This is a genomic window from Nostoc sp. 'Peltigera membranacea cyanobiont' 210A, from assembly GCF_002246015.1.
GTDB lineage: Bacteria > Cyanobacteriota > Cyanobacteriia > Cyanobacteriales > Nostocaceae > Nostoc.
On sequence record NZ_NOLJ01000002.1, the window covers coordinates 221,628 to 238,530 of the forward strand.

The window sequence follows — 16,903 nt, forward strand, 5'->3', positions numbered from 1 at the left end:
AACAGGATTGCGGCAAATTGTGTTTCTAAACTCTAATCAACGGCTAGTAAGGGTTCTGGAAAACTTTTCGGTCTACTGACAGTAACAAAAGCCAATTACCGGATTTCAGGCAATTTGAGTTACTTGCTGATTCACACGGGGACGGCCAAAGCGTTCCCAAGCACTCCCTCCTCGCAAAAATAGCTCTAAAAAGCGTAATGGTTCCCCTGAATCGCCTCTTGACCAACCGGAACTACCAGGAGCAAAAGCTAAAGTTCCTTCAGACACCTTGAAACTGCCATCAGAATACACTGCATCGCTGACCACATCTCCAATTCGGATTACGATCTTGCTTTGAGGCTCCAAGTTAACTGTATGCGCCCCAATAGTTGTTTTAATGTTGCCGTAGCCATCAATCCAGGCAATGCGATCTGATGGAACATCTGGAATTTGCTCACTCTTGAGGCTATCTCCCAGAATGCTAAAATCTTCATTCATAATCGCAGCCGCAGCCGGAGGAAATACATCTCGTGAGCGAAACTGCGATCCACCACGGGAAACGTTGACCACTCGCAACTCCTTTGTATAGTCTTTGATAAAGGAGAGGGTGTAGCCCGCATTCACACCCACTATTTTTACACCATTGGATAGAAGGGCATAAGTTAATCCTTCACCTTCATTATCTCGACGAGCTTCAGGATCGTCCTGACGAGGCGCACAGTTGTGATAAATTAGGCGATCGCTAGGCCCTGGGTTAAGTCCTAGTTGGGCAATCCAGAATCCCGTTGCTAAGGTACTGAATGCTGGAACCGAAAGCAAATGAATTTGGGCATGGGGAAAAGTCATCAGCAGACGTTGTGTGACTTCAGTAAATGCCGGATCTCCTGTACCGTAGTCTGCAATGACGCAGATAAACATTCTGCTCCTCCTTTTGATGGGTAGTAATTTGCAATCAACCTAATTCATAATGAGAAATTATGAATTATTCCGTCATTATGTGATTACCGGGTGAAATGAACAATCGTTTTTTCATTTCACTCCTAATTAATAACGTTAAAGTCTTAGTCAATGCAATGAAAACAATCACTTCACTTTTTAGCGAAGAACGCAACCAACTCCAGATAGATATTGATAATACAATCGGCATTGAGCAAATAGTTAAACTGGTTCAAAACCGGCTCGATAATCTCGAAAGAATTTACATTGAAAAGCTTAATTTGGCTCAAGTTCGTCTGGCTTCTTTTTTCCTGGATACGCTGCGGCAGTCTATCGCCACTCTGGCTGCGGCTAACTATCTTCAAGTTGCTCCAACCGAACAAAGGCAAATTACTAATACAGGGACAAAGTTGTTTAGCAGCAGATTCATCCTGAAACTGCTAAAGGGACTAATTTATATAGGCATCTTAGGTTCGTTGTTTTCCTTAACTAAAACTACCCCAGGTGCGTGGATGGCTATCTTATTAACCTCTCTACTTATCGGGCTAGAAATTGTACTTCAACTCGAATCAAACAACCAGCAAAATAATTCTATATCTGAAGGAGTATTGGAATTACCTCAACCGATTCTTCGGGTTGATAGCAAAGTATTTCTAGATTGCCTTGGCGATGCTCTCAACACTATCGACCTAGCAGTGGCTAGAGTAGAACAAGGGAATAAACATGAAGGCGATTTAGCAATAGAAGAACTGCCAGAGCTATTAAATTTTCTCCAAAGACTGATGGGCGCATCCAAACTTGATAAACCCCAAATGGCTTATGAACTGGCGAAACTTCTGCCACAGATTTTAATGTCTCAGGGAATTAACGCTCAAATTTACCGATCGAATAGCGATCGCGAATATTTTGATTTTGAGCCAAGTATCGACCCCGATACCAAAGAACACGTGACTCTAACGCCGGCTTTGTTGAAAGGCGATCGCTTGATTAGACGCGGTAGGGTAATTGAACCAGCATATTCCTCTGCTAGAGAATAATAGACAATAAGGGTATGGAAATTTTAGAAACAATCGGTTTTGATTTGGGACACGGTGAAACGGCTATAGCTAAAGCGATCGTGGAAAGCATCGAACCTCCCCAGATGTTGGAGATTAATAACAAGAAGAACCAAATTACAGCTCTTGGTTGGCATCCCAAACTCGGTTATCTTGTCGGCGAACAGGCATTAATTCAAGCTGGTGTTACCCAACTGACAATCTCTTTCAAGCAAAAACCCAACAACGATCCCAAATATCGAGAAACAATTAGCACTTTTGTAGCAACCTACTACCGACTTTTGAAAGAAAGCAACCAACTTGCAGGTAGTGAAGGTAGCTATTTTTACATAGGTTGCCCTTCAGGATGGTCAGTTAGCGATCGCACCGAATACCAAAAGCTACTTCAAGAAGCTGGCATTCCCCGACTCAATGTTGTACCCGAATCGCGGGCTGCTTTCATGCAAGCCAAAGAAGCTGGGAAACTGGAGTATGACAAACTTCTAGCATCGGTGCTAATTGTCGATATTGGTTCTTCAACCACAGATTTTACTCTGGTTAAAAGCTTAGAAGAAATCCCGATAGATTTTGGGAGTAATACTTTAGGTGCATCCCTAATTGACAAAGCTATTTTTGCCCGGACTCTCGCCAACCACGAACAAAAAGCATTACTCGAAAAAGTATTTCAGGAATATCCGCATCACCAAGCTCGTTGTGAACTTGCTTGCCGCAAAGCTAAAGAAGATTACTTTTCTAATGAACAGTTATACAGCGATCCTGAATCCTTTGCGCGTGGCTTCGAGTCGATCAACGAACAGATTTATTTTATTCCCCAAGTGAATAAATTGATGATGGAGGAAATTTTAAATCAACCCTTACCTGAACTGGAAAATCATAGTTGGATTAAATCATTTCGCAACTCTTTAAGCGAGGCGAAAGAAAAGCTGGAAAAACTTGAAATCGTGCCGAAACTTGTGCTGATGACTGGCGGTGCATCTCGCATGAAGTTCACGCACGTTCTTTGTCAAGAAATGTTTCCCGAACCAGAAACGCTGCTTCGCCCCGATCCAGAACCAGAACGGTGCATTGCACTGGGATTAGCAAGAGTAGGAAGATGGGATCTGCGTGCTGCTGCTTTTAAGCAAGAAGTGAATAAACTATTTACCTCGAACCAGCTTAAAGGTTTGATTGAAAGGCATATTCCAGAGTTAATCGCATCACTAACTAAGCCTTTGGCGGATGGCTTGATTGTCAACGCAGTTAAACCAGGTTTAAAAGATTGGCAAAAAAACAAAATACGGACTTTAGCCGATTTGGAAACAGCTTTGATCGGTCGGGCAGAACAGTGGCTCAAAAGCGATCGCGCTGTGCAGATAATTAATCATCAATGCGCTTTTTGGTTTAGCAATAAAATCCAACCCGATTTAGCCGCACAAACCGATCCAATCTGTCGAAAATTTCAGATACCTAGAAGCAGCTTAAGGTTTGAGGATAGTATTGACCCAACTTTTGTTAACCCAGAATTACAAATTGGAGATGCTATTCTGGCTGAGACAGTAGCATTTATCGTCAATGTCGTAATTGGTGGAGGCGCAGTGGCTAGCATCATCACTCTCATCCTAACTGGGCATTTAACTTGGCCGATTGCACTAGTATATGGGGCTTCGTTGATGGCAGCAGGAATGGAGCTAAATCGTAAGAGTGTTCAAGAAGTAATTAAGACAAATGTAGATGTACCTAGTTGGATTCGTTCTAATTTTTTGAGCGACAAAAAAATTGAAGATATGTGTGAGCAAATAAAGCCGGAGTTAGAGAAAGTTCTTCAAGAACAACTGACAGCAAATCAAGAGGCTTTTGATAAACTGATTGTCAAAGTTGAGCAAGGGCTTCAAACAAGCCTTTCCACTAAGGTTCAATCTTGCATAATTCTGATCCAATAGCGGTAGTTAGTGAGCCACAACAATAACAATTATTCTAAACTTTCTGCTTACCAGTGAATTAAATATGTAAGCTGCTCAAAAGTCAATGATTAAAATCATAGTTTTCTTTTCCTTCATTGGGCTGATTATCGCTGGTATTTTACTCAATCCGATTCTCGTCAAAAGACGAAGAAACCGTCTCAAACATCGTCCTTTTCCTCCTCTGTGGAATGCCATTATTGAAAATAATCTTCCCATTTATCTTTGTCTTTCTCCCGATGAAATCAGACGACTTCAGGGACATATTCAAGTATTCTTAGCAGAAAAGCAATTTATTGGTTGTAGAGGATTACAGGTGACGGAGGAAATGAAACTAACTCTTGCTGCTGCTGCCTGTTTACTCCTACTAAATGAACGTGGGCAGTACTTCCCCAGACTTCGTTCAATTCTGGTGTATCCCAACGCTTATTTTGTTCAAGAAACAAATTCCGTCGGAAAATATGTTGTTGAGGAAAGGCGTGTAGCAAGACTAGGTGAATCGTGGACAAATGACCAAGTAGTAGTGTCTTGGGAACAGGTGAAACAAGACATTAATAACTGGAAGGATGGACGTAATGTTGTGCTTCATGAATTTGCCCATCAGTTAGATCAAGAAGATGGTAAAGCTGAAGGAGTTCCAATACTGCAAAACAACTCAGACTATGCTATTTGGGCGAAGGTAATGACAGAAGCATATCAGCAACTTTGTAATGATGTTCTACAAGGTGCAAAGACGGTAATGGATAGCTATGGTGCAACAAATCCCGCAGAATTTTTCGCCGTAGCAACTGAGACATTCTTTGAAAAACCGCACCAATTGCTGTCTAAGTATCCGGCACTTTATGAGCAACTGCAACGTTACTATCAATTAGATCCTGTGCAATGGGTGTGAAGTAAGTGGTCAAAAATAAATCACATTATGTTCAGTTAATCAACCTTGCTTCAAAATGTTTTACGAATTCCGAACTTGTACTGAGTTTCGACTGCGCTCAACTACCGCGTAGTCGTTGGCGCAGCTTATCGTAGAGAAGTATTACGAATTACGAATTATTTCAACTAGGAGTTTTTCATCGCCAGAATCTTCAAAGCTACTGCTTCAGGGACAGGCATCACTGATAATCGATTTCCTTGTCTCACCAACATTAACTCTTCGGCGCTAAACTTCTCTTTGAGTATTGATAACAAGATGGGGTTAGAAAAAGTCTCAACAAATTCCACTACAACTGTTTGCCAGCGAGGTGATTCAGAACTTGATTTCGGATCATAGTATTTACTTTCTGGCTCAAACTGGGTCGGGTCAGCAATATCTTTTTTCACTACACGCATTAACCCAGCAATACCGGGAGGATTAGTGCCGGAGTGATAGAAAAAAGCTAAGTCTCCTTCATCCATCAGGCGTAAAAAGTTGCGAGCTTGATAATTGCGAACGCCATCCCAGATAGTCTCGTTCTCCTGTTGAAGGTCAGCAATGCTATAGGCTTCTGGTTCTGATTTCATTAACCAATAATTCATCTACACAAATTATGTATATACAAAAGCATTTTAATTTTGAGCAGGTAAGTAAGTTCGTAGTAAGGACTTTAGTCATTATTTTCTAAGCACTAAAGTGCTTACTACAAACCCTCTTGTACTAGTGAATATTTGACTTAACTGCGGTAAGCTATGACAGCATAAAACGGATCTCCTCCAGCTGCACCCAACCACTGTAATAAATTCGGTAATGTTGATTTATGAGCTATAACTTCCGCGGTTGTAAATCCTGGAACTGATGCGAAGTAAGCTTTGACTAATTCGACTCGCTGTGCTTCTGAAGCCTCCCGCCAAGCTTGAATCGCTTTTTCAAAAAACATCCGGTTAGAAAAGCTGATGATTGCCACACCACCGGGTTTCAGAATGCGATAAATTTCGGAAAATACTGCTTCGGGATATTGCATATATTGCACAGATACGCAATTGAGAACTGCATCAAAATCTTCATCTGGTAAAGGGAGCTGCGGATTTTCGTTAAGATTTTGGACAAAGTAATGATTTAAGCGGGCATTACGTGCTAATTCCTCACCATTGAGTCCGTGTCCCTCTACATGGTCAAACTGCATTTCTTCTGGTAGATGCGACACCCAACTGCTCATCATATCAAAAATGCGGGTGTTGGGTTTCAGGCGATCGCGGTATAAATCCGTTAGCTGTTGAATAAATCCTTCATCGACATGGGTGACGAAGCGAGGATAGGCGTAGAACAGTTTATCGTCTGTGTCATCTAATTTCAGGCGCTGATTCGGTCTTAACTGCATAAATCTCTGTTTTGGAGTACTGTTTCCGAAATTTGTGGCAATTTCAGATATTTTTTCACAAACACTATGTAACATATTTTAATAACAGCAGGATACCTAAATAGCAGTATTCAATTTTTCTCAATTCAATGTTATATAAACTACACTTCTTGCAGCATATTTGGCGACAAATCCGCCTAGTCGTATCATTACCCTATTTTAGTTTGTTAGTTTGGATACTGCCCTTATTACTATTTACTTCTAGACATAATAGCCTGATGGCACATGATGAAGGGCTTTACGCATCACGTGCCCGTCTGATGTTTGATTCTGGTAATTGGATAGCTCCTTGGAAAACAGCACATCATAAAACTCCTGGATCTTATTGGTTAATTGCCAGTTTCTACAAGCTGTTTGGTATCAGTGATACTAGTGCGCGTCTTCCTAGTATGATTGCTGGCATTTTTAGCTTGTGGCTTGTGTATGAAATTGGCAAAATTATACTAGGCAAAAAATTAGGTTGGCTAGCTGCTGCAATTTTAAGTGTAGAATTTCTCTGGCTGCAATACTCTCGCTTAAGTACACCTGATGTACCGATGGTTCTCTTGGTGCTTTTAGCTATTTTGTCTTTAATCAAAACGGAATTGCATCCCAAATATCGCTACTGGTGGAGTTTTCTAGCTGGTTTAAGTTTAGGTTTAGGCTTCTTAGTTAGAAGCTTTATGATTTTTTTGCCAATTATAGCTTTATTACCTTATTTAATTTGGGAACATCGCCGTCATCGTCATCTTACTAACCCAATTTTATATTTAGGTTTTTTCGTAGGTTTAATACCTACCTGTGTTTGGCTCTGGTTAAGCTGGCTGCACTACGGAAATAATAGTTTTGAGGAGTTACTCAAGTTTGTTGTACAACTAGGTTCTGAAGAGCGGGAGTCTAATGGGCCGCTATTCTATGTCTGGAATATTCCTTTAAAAGCATTTCCTTGGGCTTTTCTCGGACTTTTAGGTTTATTTTTAACTCTCCGTCGTCCCATTCCTCGTTACCAGTTAATATTAGTTGGCTTTCCACTTGTTTTATTTGTAGAAATTAGTATTTTTAGCACTCGTTTATCTCACTATAGTCTTTGCCTTTATCCGTTCATCGCTTTGTTTGCATCTGTGGGTTTAAACTGGCTAGGTAATATTTACCAGACAGAAATTCCCCCACAATTCCCTCTTCAAAAAAGTAAAAAAAAGATATTGAACCTTTTTGCAAGAAATAATCTCCCCCGAAACCTCAGTTATGGCTTGGGTGGATTAGGTGTTTTACTTGTTGTAGCGAGTATTGGCATTTTTAGTTGGGGTAGTTCTGATATCCGCAAGTATGCAAGTATTGGCTTGGCTATGGGCTTGGGTTGGTTAATTTTACCTGTGGTGTGGATTGCTCGTTACCACTTTGACAAAAAGTTTCTCACAGCGCGTTATTGGATTGCAGGTTGGTTAATTCCCTGTTGGCTGGCTTTGGCGGCGATAGGTAGCATCGGTCTGTTAAGTGACTATAACTCTGGGTTAAAAACTTTTTTACAACAAAGTGCGATCGCTTCAATTCTCCAATCTCATCCTACGTACTATGTGGAGATGGACGCTAAAACAAAAGTACTGCTTAATTTCTATCTTCCTACTCGCCCTCAACCAGTAATCTCTATTTCCCAAGTACCAGCTTTGAGCTATGCTTGGATCTATGCTAACCAGTCCTCTGAATTATCTCGACCTCACCGCATTATCGGCGCTGTCAATGAGTACCAGTTGATTCAAGTTCTTCCCTAAGACATTGTTTTTAAGTCTTCGCTACTGCTTTGATACATTCTGTTTTGAGAAGGACTAAATTATCAGTCTCAATAACTGCACAAGAGTTAATTAATGTTGCTAAAACAGGTAGAGCCTTCTGTAAATTTGCGTTCGCTTGTTGTGCCGCTGGCTGATATTGTTGTAGCCAAGTGTTTTTAGTTATATATTCTGGAAGGAATGCAGAACGTTCTAATAACCAAAAAGTTACGTGGTATTTTTGAATAAAGTCTTTAATCTGATTAATATCATCAGTATATTGGGCATTAATAAGGTCAATCATCCGCTGGCGAAATTGAGCGTAATATTTTGTATGGATCGGTAATGCATATTCTTTACCCACCAAAATTGTTCTTTGAGCAAAGATGGGTATGTTATCTGCTTCTTGGGAAGTAGAGGCTATGACAATATTTTGCGGTTGCTTTTGCAAAAAATTATATAATGTTGGGGCTTGACCTTCTAAATAAGGGGTTTTGGGAAAAACTTTTAAGCTACTAGGGTACAAAACGAGTCCTGCACCAAGGATCGTAATAGTCCCTAAGATTAAAATTTGTCTGCCATTTTGTCTCGACCATCGAAATGTAGCATCTAAAATTAAGGTAATAGAAATTGCTGCTGCAAGAGCAAGTACTATCTTAAAAGTATGATGGGTGTAGCGGCTAGGCCAGTGCAGTTTAAAAGCTAAGGCATGGGCAGTAAAAAACATGATTAAACTAGCTATTACTACCTGTAGTAATAGTTTGACTTCATCCTTTAGTTGTTTGGTTAGGGGAAAGTGAGACTGGAATTTCAGGATAACTGGTAATAATAAACCCAATAATAGTTGAGGAGGTGCAATTAAAGCAAAAAAACCGCTATCTCTACCATCAAACCAATAACTAATAATATTATGAGTAAAATACCTGAATCTTCCTCTATCCCAGTACTCTGGCATAGTTCTCGCAACAGCAGCAGTAATTGTCGGGCCAAATTGTGATGATTGAATAGTATAAGGTAAAATTAGGATGCCAGCAGTTATAGTGGCTGCTACAAATAAAATAAAATCTTTACGGTTATGAGAAATAGTTATCTGCCCATTCTGCCAGCGAAATAATCTCAAAAGTAAAATTAATAAATTGATAAAACCTATGATAGGGTATATTAAACATTGAAGCGCAAATACAATTAACATACCAAATCCAGAAGACCGTATTAAATAATATATAAAAGCTAAAACCAGGGGATAAATAAAATCTCTAGGAGTAGCAGAAAATAGGTCATCATGAATGCAAAGGCTTTGATTTAAAAGTAAAGAGGCGATAAACCCTGCCATTGGTACTGGTAATATCTCCATACAAACTACAAAGCAATAGCTAGTTGTAATTAGTCCCAGTACTAATGGAAAAAGTTTGCTAAATAAAATTGGATCTATATTTAAAGCTGCAATTATTTTATAAACAATACCATACCCAATTGGTGTCACCGATTGAAAATAATCAGCAATTAAATCCCCAGGAAATAAATCTGGGTTAAAGTAACGATAGATCCAAGAAATATATTCCCGTGCATCGTCGCTCACTATATATTTGCTGGTTAAAGCTTGTCGCAGCCCCATAAAAATATAACCAACAGCAAAAGTTAGACTGAGACTGTACCAAAAAATAACAGTCAATCTAGATTGATTTTGTCTACTTTTTTGAGTAATAGGTGCTGTTAAAACTTTTTGTAATTGTGAAATTAGCATTAGGCGCGTCTATGTCTGAATAAATTATGTTAATTAGGAAAATCAAAAGCTTTTTTCAATTTTTATGATTGTACAATCTTCAAGTACTGATCGGTCATTTATAAAGCCAATCATTCTCGCAACGCTCTGTTTTTTACCCAAAACGAAAGGTCATGAAAGCCGAACTGTCTGGATTAAAAGAACAAGTAGCCTCTATTTCGCAAATACCAGTTTTGAGCTATGCTTGGATCTATGCTGACCAGTCCCCGAAATTACCTTGGTCTTACCCTATTCTTGGTACAGTAAAAGAGTACCAGTTGATTCAAGTTCTTCCCTAAGATAGATGTAAAGTAACTATTGCTAAAAAATATTAATTTAGTTATAATATTACGTACACTAAGTATTTTGCTAAATGGTTTCTACATCTAATCACTCCCCAACCTTAGAGTCGTGGCAGCAAAATCTGGCACCATACAATTTGGGCTACAGAATCAAATTAGTCTCACAACTGCTGAGTCGCAAGTTTACTGAGAGGCTAGAACCCTTTGGATTGACACCATTTCACTGGTTGGTGTTGTGCTGTCTTTGGCAAGAAGATGGTTTACCTACTTCTAGTATTGGGGACAAACTCAAACAAGTGGGAGGGACTTTAACAGGCGTACTAGATCGGATGGAAGAACGCGGTTTGGTGCGTCGAGAACGCGACACTCAAGATCGCCGCATCTGGCGAATCTGGCTCACGGATGCAGGAAAGGAATTAGAAGCTGTTTTACCGCCAATCGCCGCAGCCGTGCGTGATGAAGCAATGGATGGTATTTCCTTTGCCGATCGAGAACTGTTTTCCCAAATCTTGAATAGAGCGATCGCTAACCTGTCTTAAAGATGATCCCACAATCACCCGACCGGGGGAGGTCGTGTAAAGATATGTTTTGAGATAATATTACGCATACTAAGGAAATAAGGATTTTTTTCCGGGAATATTACGCATTCTAAATAAACGACTATTAATCAAATTATTGAACGAGCAAGCGAGGTAGCAATCATGGGTGTCAACACATTTAACGGACGCAACGGACACAAAACCCCAATTTTAGAAAAAGAAGTGGTTCCCGATTTAGAGACATTAGAAACTGTTACCGCAGAGACATCCGCAACAGCAGAAGCGCCTGAGATCGAGAAAGAAGTTCCACCGAAACGGAAAAGACCGACTGGTTTAATTTTGGCAGGATTAGGCGTGGGTGCGATCGCCGCAGGTACTTTTGGTTATCACTACTGGCAATATGCCTCCACCCACCAGGAAACAGACAACGCCACCGTTGCGGGAAATATTCACCAAGTTAGTAGCCGCATTCCCGGAACAATAAGTGAAGTGCTGGTGAATGACAACCAACTGGTGCAACCGGGACAATTGTTGGTGAAATTAGATCCACGAGACTATCAAAGTAAAGTACAACAAGCACAAGCCGCCCTCGAAAATGCTCGTGGTCAAGCGCAAGCGGCTCAAGCAAATATTGCTTTAACTTCACAAACCACCACTGGTAAGACAACTCAAGCGCAAGGAGATGTCAGTGGTGCAGTAGCAGCAATTTCTACAGCCCAAGCAGCAGTCCAAGAAGCCCAAGCTGGGATTCCTGCGGCCCAAGCAGCAGTCCAAGAAGCTCAAGCTGGGATTCCTGCGGCTCAAGCGCAGGTAGCGCAAACAAACGCCAATTTGTCAAAAGCTCAAGCAGATTACAATCGTTACAACGAATTGTATAAAACAGGTGCGATTCCTCGCCAGCAATTAGATACAGCCAAAGCTGCTTATGATGTGGCTACGGCACAGAAAAACGCCGCGATTCAGGGAGTAGAACAAGCTAAAGCCAAGTTCGCCTCCGCCAAAGTTGGTGTCGCCCAAGCCCAGTCTCAATTAGCACAAGCGCAAGAAAATGTCACCAACGCCCAAGCTAAATTGGCAGCATCTAAGGGAGGATTGCAACAAGCTACTGCTGGTGGACAAGATACCACAGTTAAGCGTAGTCAATACGAAGCGGCAAAAGCGGCGATCGCGCAATCAGAAGCATCGCTGAAAGACGCGCAATTGCAACTATCTTATGCCAATGTTACCGCCCCCAGTGCCGGACGGGTTGGTAGAAAAAACGTGGAAGTTGGCAACCGAGTCGCAGTAGGAACACCATTAATGGCGATCGTGGATAACAGCTATTGGGTAGTTGCGAACTTCAAAGAAACTCAATTAGAAAAGATGCGGCCAGGAGAGCCTGTAGAGATCAAGTTGGATAGTTTCCCTCATCACACCTTTATCGGTCGTGTTGACAGTATTTCGCCAGCTTCCGGCGCTCAGTTTGCCTTATTGCCACCGGATAATGCTACAGGTAACTTTACTAAAGTTGTCCAACGCATTCCAGTAAAAGTAGTTTTCGATCAAAAGAGCATTCAAGGATACGAATCGCGGATTACTCCTGGGATGTCTGCGGAAGTTGCGGTGGAAGTCAAGTAATATCATGTCCCCCAAATTACCCATAATCAAAGAACCCCACCCCCAGCCCCTCCCCGCCTGCGGGGAGGGGAGCTAAAAGCACAGCTTTGGCGGGGTGGGGTTGCAGGTTTTATGGTTAATTGCTCGGACATCATTAATACCAAATTGCCTGCAAAACAGATGAAAAACCTCTTTCTAACTGTGATATGTTTCTACATCTACAGAGAGGCATATAAAGATGAGGTGAGATGATATTTATGAAAGCAGATTGGTATAAAAGAAACTTGACATGAAAAAACCGCTACTACCTGCTTTAAGGTCAAGAAACTACCAGCTGTTTTTTGCCGGGCAAGGTATTTCCCTAATTGGGACGTGGATGACGCAACTTGCCACAATTTGGCTAGTTTATGACTTGACAAAATCCCCATTAATGCTAGGAGTTGTGGGATTTTCTAGTCAAATTCCTAACTTTTTTTTAGCTCCCTTTGGCGGAGTATTTGTAGATCGCTTTTCTCGGTATCGTACTTTAATTGGTACGCAAATCTTGGCGATGATTCAATCGTTAACATTAGCAGCGCTGGCGTTAACTGGAGTGATTGAGGTATGGCACATCATCGCCTTGAGTTTGTTGCAAGGATTTATTAATGCCTTAGATGCGCCAGCCCGTCAAGCTTTTGTGCCAGAATTGGTTGAACATAGAGAAGATTTAGCCAATGCGATCGCCATCAACTCCACGATGGTTAACGGTGCTAGATTAATTGGCCCTGCGATCGGCGGTTTATTAATTGCTGGCGTTGGAACTGGCTATTGTTTTTTAATTGATGGTTTGAGCTACATTGCTGTAATCGCCGCTTTATTGGCAATGAAAGTTAAACCTTGGAAAAATTCGCTAACTGACGGTAATCCCTTGCAAAAAGTCAAAGAGGGATTTGTATATGCCTTTAGTTTCTCACCGATTCGATCCGTCTTATTGCTATCAGCTTTAGTCAGCCTGATGGGACTGCAAAATACTATTCTCGTCCCCGTTATTGCTGAAGAAGTTCTCAAAGGTGGTGCAGAAAGTTTGGGTTTTTTGATGGCGGCATCTGGAGTTGGAGCCTTAACTGGTGGTATTTATCTAGCTACCCGCCAAACAATCTTAGGAATTGGGAAATTGATTGCCTTAGCTCCAGCAATTTTAGGAACTGGTTTAATTGCCTTTTCTTTATCTAGATTTTTACCACTCTCTTTATTTACAATGTTATTTGTTGGCTTAGGAACAATTCTCCAGATTGCGGCTAGCAACACATTTTTACAAACCATTGTTGAAGACGATAAACGCGGGCGATTGATGAGCTTATACACAATGTCATTTTTGGGCATGATTCCCGTGGGTAATTTATTAGGAGGTTTATTAGCAAGTCGTATTGGCGCTCCCAATACTTTGATTATTGATGGAATAGCTTGTATTTTAGGGTCAATCATTTTTAGCAGACAGTTGCCTGCTTTAAGGAAAATAATGCGTCCAATTTATGAGCAAAAGGGGATTATTACGACTCAAGAAGTTTAAGATAAATAACCGCATTTAAATTTAGATTTATGTTAACGAGGCTTTTTATAGCAATTATTTTTTAATTTTTAGCATTGCTGATTCAAGCTCACGCAGAGGCAGAGAACATATTGGTATAAGATTTAATAATCAAGTTTTTTGTTACTTAACCTTGAAACTGGAACAAAGTTATGGCTAATACAGGTGTAATTCGTCAGCAAGGGCAAAATCCTGCTTTACCACCAGAGTATGTACCGCTAAAAACCTGGATTGGTGTATTAGCCAGTATGCTTGGTGCATTTATGGCGGTATTGGATATTCAAATAACTAATGCTTCACTGCAAGATATTCAAGCAAGTTTAGGAGCAACTCTCGAAGAAGGTTCTTGGATTTCTACCGCATATCTTGTAGCAGAAATTGTGGTAATTCCTCTAACAGGATGGTTGTCACGAGTATTTTCTCTACAACGTTATTTATTAGTCAATACTGCACTATTTATCTTCTTTTCTATTTGCTGTGGTTGGGCATGGGATCTTAATTCCATGATTTTCTTTCGCGCCTTACAAGGTTTTAGCGGAGGAGTATTAATTCCCACTGCTATGACAGTTGTCTTAACAACTTTACCCCAATCAAAACAATCAGTCGGACTGGCTGCATTTGGTTTTAGTGCAGTTTTTGCACCTTCAATTGGCCCGACATTAGGAGGTTGGTTAACAGAAAATTTTGGTTGGGAATACAACTTTTATATAAATGTAATTCCAGGGGCATTAATGCTGGCTGGTGTTTGGTACGGAATTAAGCAAGAAAAACCCCAAATCAGTTTACTCAAACAAGGTGACTGGTGGGGAATTATTGCAATGGCTATTGGCTTAGGTTCGCTACAAGTTGTTTTAGAAGAAGGTAGCCGTAAAGATTGGTTTGGTTCAGCGTTGATTGTGCGCTTAAGTGTAATAGCGGGAATTTTCTTGGCAATATTTTTCTATATAGAATTAACTCGTAAGCAACCATTTATTAATTTACGGCTTTTGTCTAGGCGAAACTTTGGTTTAGCCAGTATTGTCAATGTGTCGTTGGGAGTAGGATTGTATGGTTCAATTTACATTTTACCGTTGTATCTTGCCCAAATTCAAAAATACAATGCCCTACAAATTGGTGAAGTATTGATTTGGGCTGGTATTCCGCAACTGTTTATTATTCCCCTCATCCCGAAATTGATGCAACGCATTGACGTGCGTTTCATGGTAGCTTTTGGTGTGACTTTGTTTTCCATTAGTGCATTTATGAACTCTGGAATGACTAATGAAACAGGGTTAGATCAATTACGCTGGTCGCAATTTGTGCGTGCAATGGGACAACCCCTAATTATGGTGCCGCTTAGTTCTATTGCTACTGCTGGTTTGAGTCCGAAAGAAGCTGGTTCAGCAAGTGGTTTATTTAATATGATGCGGAATCTGGGCGGCTCTATCGGAATTGCTTCTTTAGCGACTTTATTAGCTAATAGAGAGCAATTTCACTCGAATAGATTGGGTGATGGAGTATCTTTATATAATCCAGAAACTCAGCAGCGAATTGACCAAATGACACAGTATTTTGTTAGTAAAGGAGCAGATTTAAGTACAGCACAAAATCAAGCGATCGCATCTATATCCAATATAGTTCGCAGAGAAGCATTTGTAATGGCTTTTAACGATTGTTTCTACTTTATTGGCATTGCATTATTACTCAGTGGGATTGCTATTTTATTCCTCAAAAAGGTGAAGCCAATTGGTGGCGCTGTTGCTCATTAGATTTGTCGTATGGGTTAAAATGTTTGATAAAACTACTAAGGTACTAAAATGGTCGTTAGCCAAAGTGAGTACTATTTGAGCCTTAACTGAACCGTATTGATTTATAAAAAACTAGTAACCTGACGCAGCTCGAGGATAATTTGAACAGCACCAACCACAGCTATAAGCCCAATCAACTGCATAGCTGACAAACCCGCGCCAGCTACAGCGAGAATCAGAATAACAGTTGCTGCCACAAAGCGATACCCCGCCCGGACTTTGCAACGTAGTCTGGTGTCAGTGCTCACACCAGTAAGATAAATGATTCCAAGGGTAAAAAAGCACAGCGCCAAGCTAACGCAAATAAGCCAGCGATCAGCAGACGCCAGCACCAGGCCTGTATCACTTGCCAGGGCGTGCTCCACCCCAACTCCGGTAGCGGCAATACCAATCACCAAGGGTAAGTGCATATAGACCCAAGTCTGATAAGCTCTTATGTGTTGGCAGGCACGAGCAGCCTGGATTGCTGAACCACCAAGGTTGTCAAAATACAGCCACCACAAACTAAAAGCGATACTCAAGCCAAACATGGCAGTATATGCTGATGAGAAATTCCACTGCTGCTGTGCGACACCATTAACTACTGCTAAGACTGTCTCGCCTAACACAATTAAGGTAAATAAGCCAAAACGCTCAGGCAAGTGTGAAGCGTGGGGAGCCAGTTCCACATGCACAGGCTTTCCTGCTGTCAATACTATTCCAAATTCTACTGTCAGCGCTAAGATCCAAAACCCAAATCGCAGTGGCATCGGTACAAATGCCGACGCCAGCCAAACCAATGCCCCTAGTCCAGAACCGCTCGCGATTCGGGTCGTTAGTGGTCGTGCTGTAACTATATGCTTTCCAGCACGTAAGAACTCGAGGACGAGCAACACCCGAACAACAGCGTAGGAAAGGGCGAAACCAACTGAACTTTTACCCAACCCATCGTGTACGTTCACTGCTAGTGCCGCCACTGCAAGCATTTGTAAGGCGGTCAGGAGTCGGTGTCCCAAATCATCAGTATCAAATAGATTGGCGTAGAACGTAGCGCCAATCCAAGACCACCAAATCGGCACAAAGAGCAGCAAAAAGCCAAGGAAGCCCGATAGTGAGACATCCCGATTGAGATTGTGAGCAAGCTCCGAAATCGCAACCACGAAAAATAGATCAAAAAAGAGTTCCAACCACGTCGCGTGCCGTTCTTCTTCTTTACCTTCACTAATACGTAATTCAGGAGATTTCAACCATTTATTCATCCCACACACTCCAATACTGCTCGCTTTGTGTATTTTCAAGTATAGGAATTGGGTTCGGGGTAAAGGTTAAAGGTTTTTCTTTCCTCCTTTACCCTTGCCCTTTTCCCCAAAACCCGACAAGTATTAGTTC

14 protein-coding genes are annotated in these 16,903 nt (G+C 41.1%); 9 read left to right on the plus strand and 5 right to left on the minus strand.

The window, feature by feature from the left end; genetic code table 11:
- Positions 1–105: 105 nt before the first annotated feature.
- On the minus strand, positions 106–897 hold the full coding sequence (locus CDG76_RS05910) for an SAM hydrolase/SAM-dependent halogenase family protein (RefSeq protein ID WP_094348148.1): 792 nt from the start codon (positions 895–897) through the stop codon (positions 106–108).
- A gap of 155 nt (positions 898–1,052) precedes the next feature.
- On the opposite strand from CDG76_RS05910, the gene CDG76_RS05915 reads away from it, so the two are divergent.
- The 3 genes from CDG76_RS05915 (at position 1,053) to CDG76_RS05925 (ending at position 4,799) form a co-directional block, all read left to right on the plus strand.
- Complete coding sequence (locus tag CDG76_RS05915) at positions 1,053–1,952, plus strand: hypothetical protein (RefSeq protein WP_094348740.1); 900 nt, start codon at positions 1,053–1,055, stop codon at positions 1,950–1,952.
- A 14-nt stretch (positions 1,953–1,966) separates the two neighbouring features.
- Positions 1,967–3,889 carry an Hsp70 family protein gene (locus CDG76_RS05920; RefSeq protein ID WP_094348149.1) on the plus strand — a complete coding sequence of 641 codons (1,923 nt, stop codon included), beginning with the start codon at positions 1,967–1,969 and terminating at the stop codon, positions 3,887–3,889.
- 85 nt (positions 3,890–3,974) lie between these two features.
- A complete protein-coding gene (locus tag CDG76_RS05925; protein ID WP_094348150.1) occupies positions 3,975–4,799 on the plus strand; it encodes a zinc-dependent peptidase in 825 nt (274 codons plus the stop codon).
- Positions 4,800–4,963: 164 nt separating this feature from the next.
- Here CDG76_RS05925 and CDG76_RS05930 read toward each other — a convergent pair whose 3' ends face one another.
- Both CDG76_RS05930 and CDG76_RS05935 read right to left on the minus strand, forming a co-directional pair.
- On the minus strand, positions 4,964–5,419 hold the full coding sequence (locus CDG76_RS05930; RefSeq protein WP_094348151.1) for an EVE domain-containing protein: 456 nt from the start codon (positions 5,417–5,419) through the stop codon (positions 4,964–4,966).
- Between the two features lie 134 nt (positions 5,420–5,553).
- On the minus strand, positions 5,554–6,198 hold the full coding sequence (locus CDG76_RS05935) for a class I SAM-dependent methyltransferase (RefSeq protein WP_094348741.1): 645 nt from the start codon (positions 6,196–6,198) through the stop codon (positions 5,554–5,556).
- 128 nt (positions 6,199–6,326) lie between these two features.
- Between CDG76_RS05935 and CDG76_RS05940 the strand changes: the two genes are divergently transcribed.
- Positions 6,327–7,985, plus strand: coding sequence for an ArnT family glycosyltransferase (locus CDG76_RS05940; protein WP_094348152.1), 1,659 nt, complete (start codon positions 6,327–6,329; stop codon positions 7,983–7,985).
- A gap of 10 nt (positions 7,986–7,995) precedes the next feature.
- Here CDG76_RS05940 and CDG76_RS05945 read toward each other — a convergent pair whose 3' ends face one another.
- Positions 7,996–9,726 (minus strand): hypothetical protein, encoded by a 1,731-nt coding sequence (locus CDG76_RS05945; RefSeq protein WP_094348153.1) that lies wholly within the window; start codon positions 9,724–9,726, stop codon positions 7,996–7,998.
- Positions 9,727–9,878: 152 nt separating this feature from the next.
- Here CDG76_RS05945 and CDG76_RS37095 point away from each other — a divergent pair, with 152 nt between their 5' ends.
- From CDG76_RS37095 to CDG76_RS05965, 5 genes are all read left to right on the plus strand, one after another.
- Positions 9,879–10,043 carry a hypothetical protein gene (locus CDG76_RS37095; protein ID WP_190240774.1) on the plus strand — a complete coding sequence of 55 codons (165 nt, stop codon included), beginning with the start codon at positions 9,879–9,881 and terminating at the stop codon, positions 10,041–10,043.
- A 74-nt stretch (positions 10,044–10,117) separates the two neighbouring features.
- A complete protein-coding gene (locus tag CDG76_RS05950; RefSeq protein WP_094348154.1) occupies positions 10,118–10,585 on the plus strand; it encodes a MarR family winged helix-turn-helix transcriptional regulator in 468 nt (155 codons plus the stop codon).
- A gap of 162 nt (positions 10,586–10,747) precedes the next feature.
- Positions 10,748–12,202, plus strand: a complete 1,455-nt coding sequence (locus tag CDG76_RS05955; protein WP_094348155.1) for an HlyD family secretion protein — start codon at positions 10,748–10,750, stop codon at positions 12,200–12,202.
- Positions 12,203–12,470: 268 nt separating this feature from the next.
- Entirely contained in the window at positions 12,471–13,730 is a 1,260-nt protein-coding gene (locus CDG76_RS05960; RefSeq protein ID WP_094348156.1) for an MFS transporter, read from the plus strand.
- Positions 13,731–13,900: 170 nt separating this feature from the next.
- A complete protein-coding gene (locus tag CDG76_RS05965) occupies positions 13,901–15,496 on the plus strand; it encodes a DHA2 family efflux MFS transporter permease subunit (protein WP_094348157.1) in 1,596 nt (531 codons plus the stop codon).
- Between the two features lie 101 nt (positions 15,497–15,597).
- Here the strand turns inward: CDG76_RS05965 and CDG76_RS05970 are convergent, their stop codons facing one another.
- A complete protein-coding gene (locus tag CDG76_RS05970; RefSeq protein ID WP_094348158.1) occupies positions 15,598–16,773 on the minus strand; it encodes a low temperature requirement protein A in 1,176 nt (391 codons plus the stop codon).
- Between the last annotated feature and the right edge of the window lie 130 nt (positions 16,774–16,903).

Bases quoted from the DNA above. Each gene is read 5' to 3' on its own strand.
- CDG76_RS05910 (WP_094348148.1), bottom strand. From the start codon at position 897: ATGTTTATCTGCGTCATTGCAGACTACGGTACAGGAGATCCGGCATTT.
- CDG76_RS05915 (WP_094348740.1), top strand. From the start codon at position 1,053: ATGAAAACAATCACTTCACTTTTTAGCGAAGAACGCAACCAACTCCAG.
- CDG76_RS05920 (WP_094348149.1), top strand. From the start codon at position 1,967: ATGGAAATTTTAGAAACAATCGGTTTTGATTTGGGACACGGTGAAACG.
- CDG76_RS05925 (WP_094348150.1), top strand. From the start codon at position 3,975: ATGATTAAAATCATAGTTTTCTTTTCCTTCATTGGGCTGATTATCGCT.
- CDG76_RS05930 (WP_094348151.1), bottom strand. From the start codon at position 5,419: ATGAATTATTGGTTAATGAAATCAGAACCAGAAGCCTATAGCATTGCT.
- CDG76_RS05935 (WP_094348741.1), bottom strand. From the start codon at position 6,198: ATGCAGTTAAGACCGAATCAGCGCCTGAAATTAGATGACACAGACGAT.
- CDG76_RS05940 (WP_094348152.1), top strand. From the start codon at position 6,327: ATGTTATATAAACTACACTTCTTGCAGCATATTTGGCGACAAATCCGC.
- CDG76_RS05945 (WP_094348153.1), bottom strand. From the start codon at position 9,726: ATGCTAATTTCACAATTACAAAAAGTTTTAACAGCACCTATTACTCAA.
- CDG76_RS37095 (WP_190240774.1), top strand. From the start codon at position 9,879: ATGAAAGCCGAACTGTCTGGATTAAAAGAACAAGTAGCCTCTATTTCG.
- CDG76_RS05950 (WP_094348154.1), top strand. From the start codon at position 10,118: ATGGTTTCTACATCTAATCACTCCCCAACCTTAGAGTCGTGGCAGCAA.
- CDG76_RS05955 (WP_094348155.1), top strand. From the start codon at position 10,748: ATGGGTGTCAACACATTTAACGGACGCAACGGACACAAAACCCCAATT.
- CDG76_RS05960 (WP_094348156.1), top strand. From the start codon at position 12,471: ATGAAAAAACCGCTACTACCTGCTTTAAGGTCAAGAAACTACCAGCTG.
- CDG76_RS05965 (WP_094348157.1), top strand. From the start codon at position 13,901: ATGGCTAATACAGGTGTAATTCGTCAGCAAGGGCAAAATCCTGCTTTA.
- CDG76_RS05970 (WP_094348158.1), bottom strand. From the start codon at position 16,773: ATGAATAAATGGTTGAAATCTCCTGAATTACGTATTAGTGAAGGTAAA.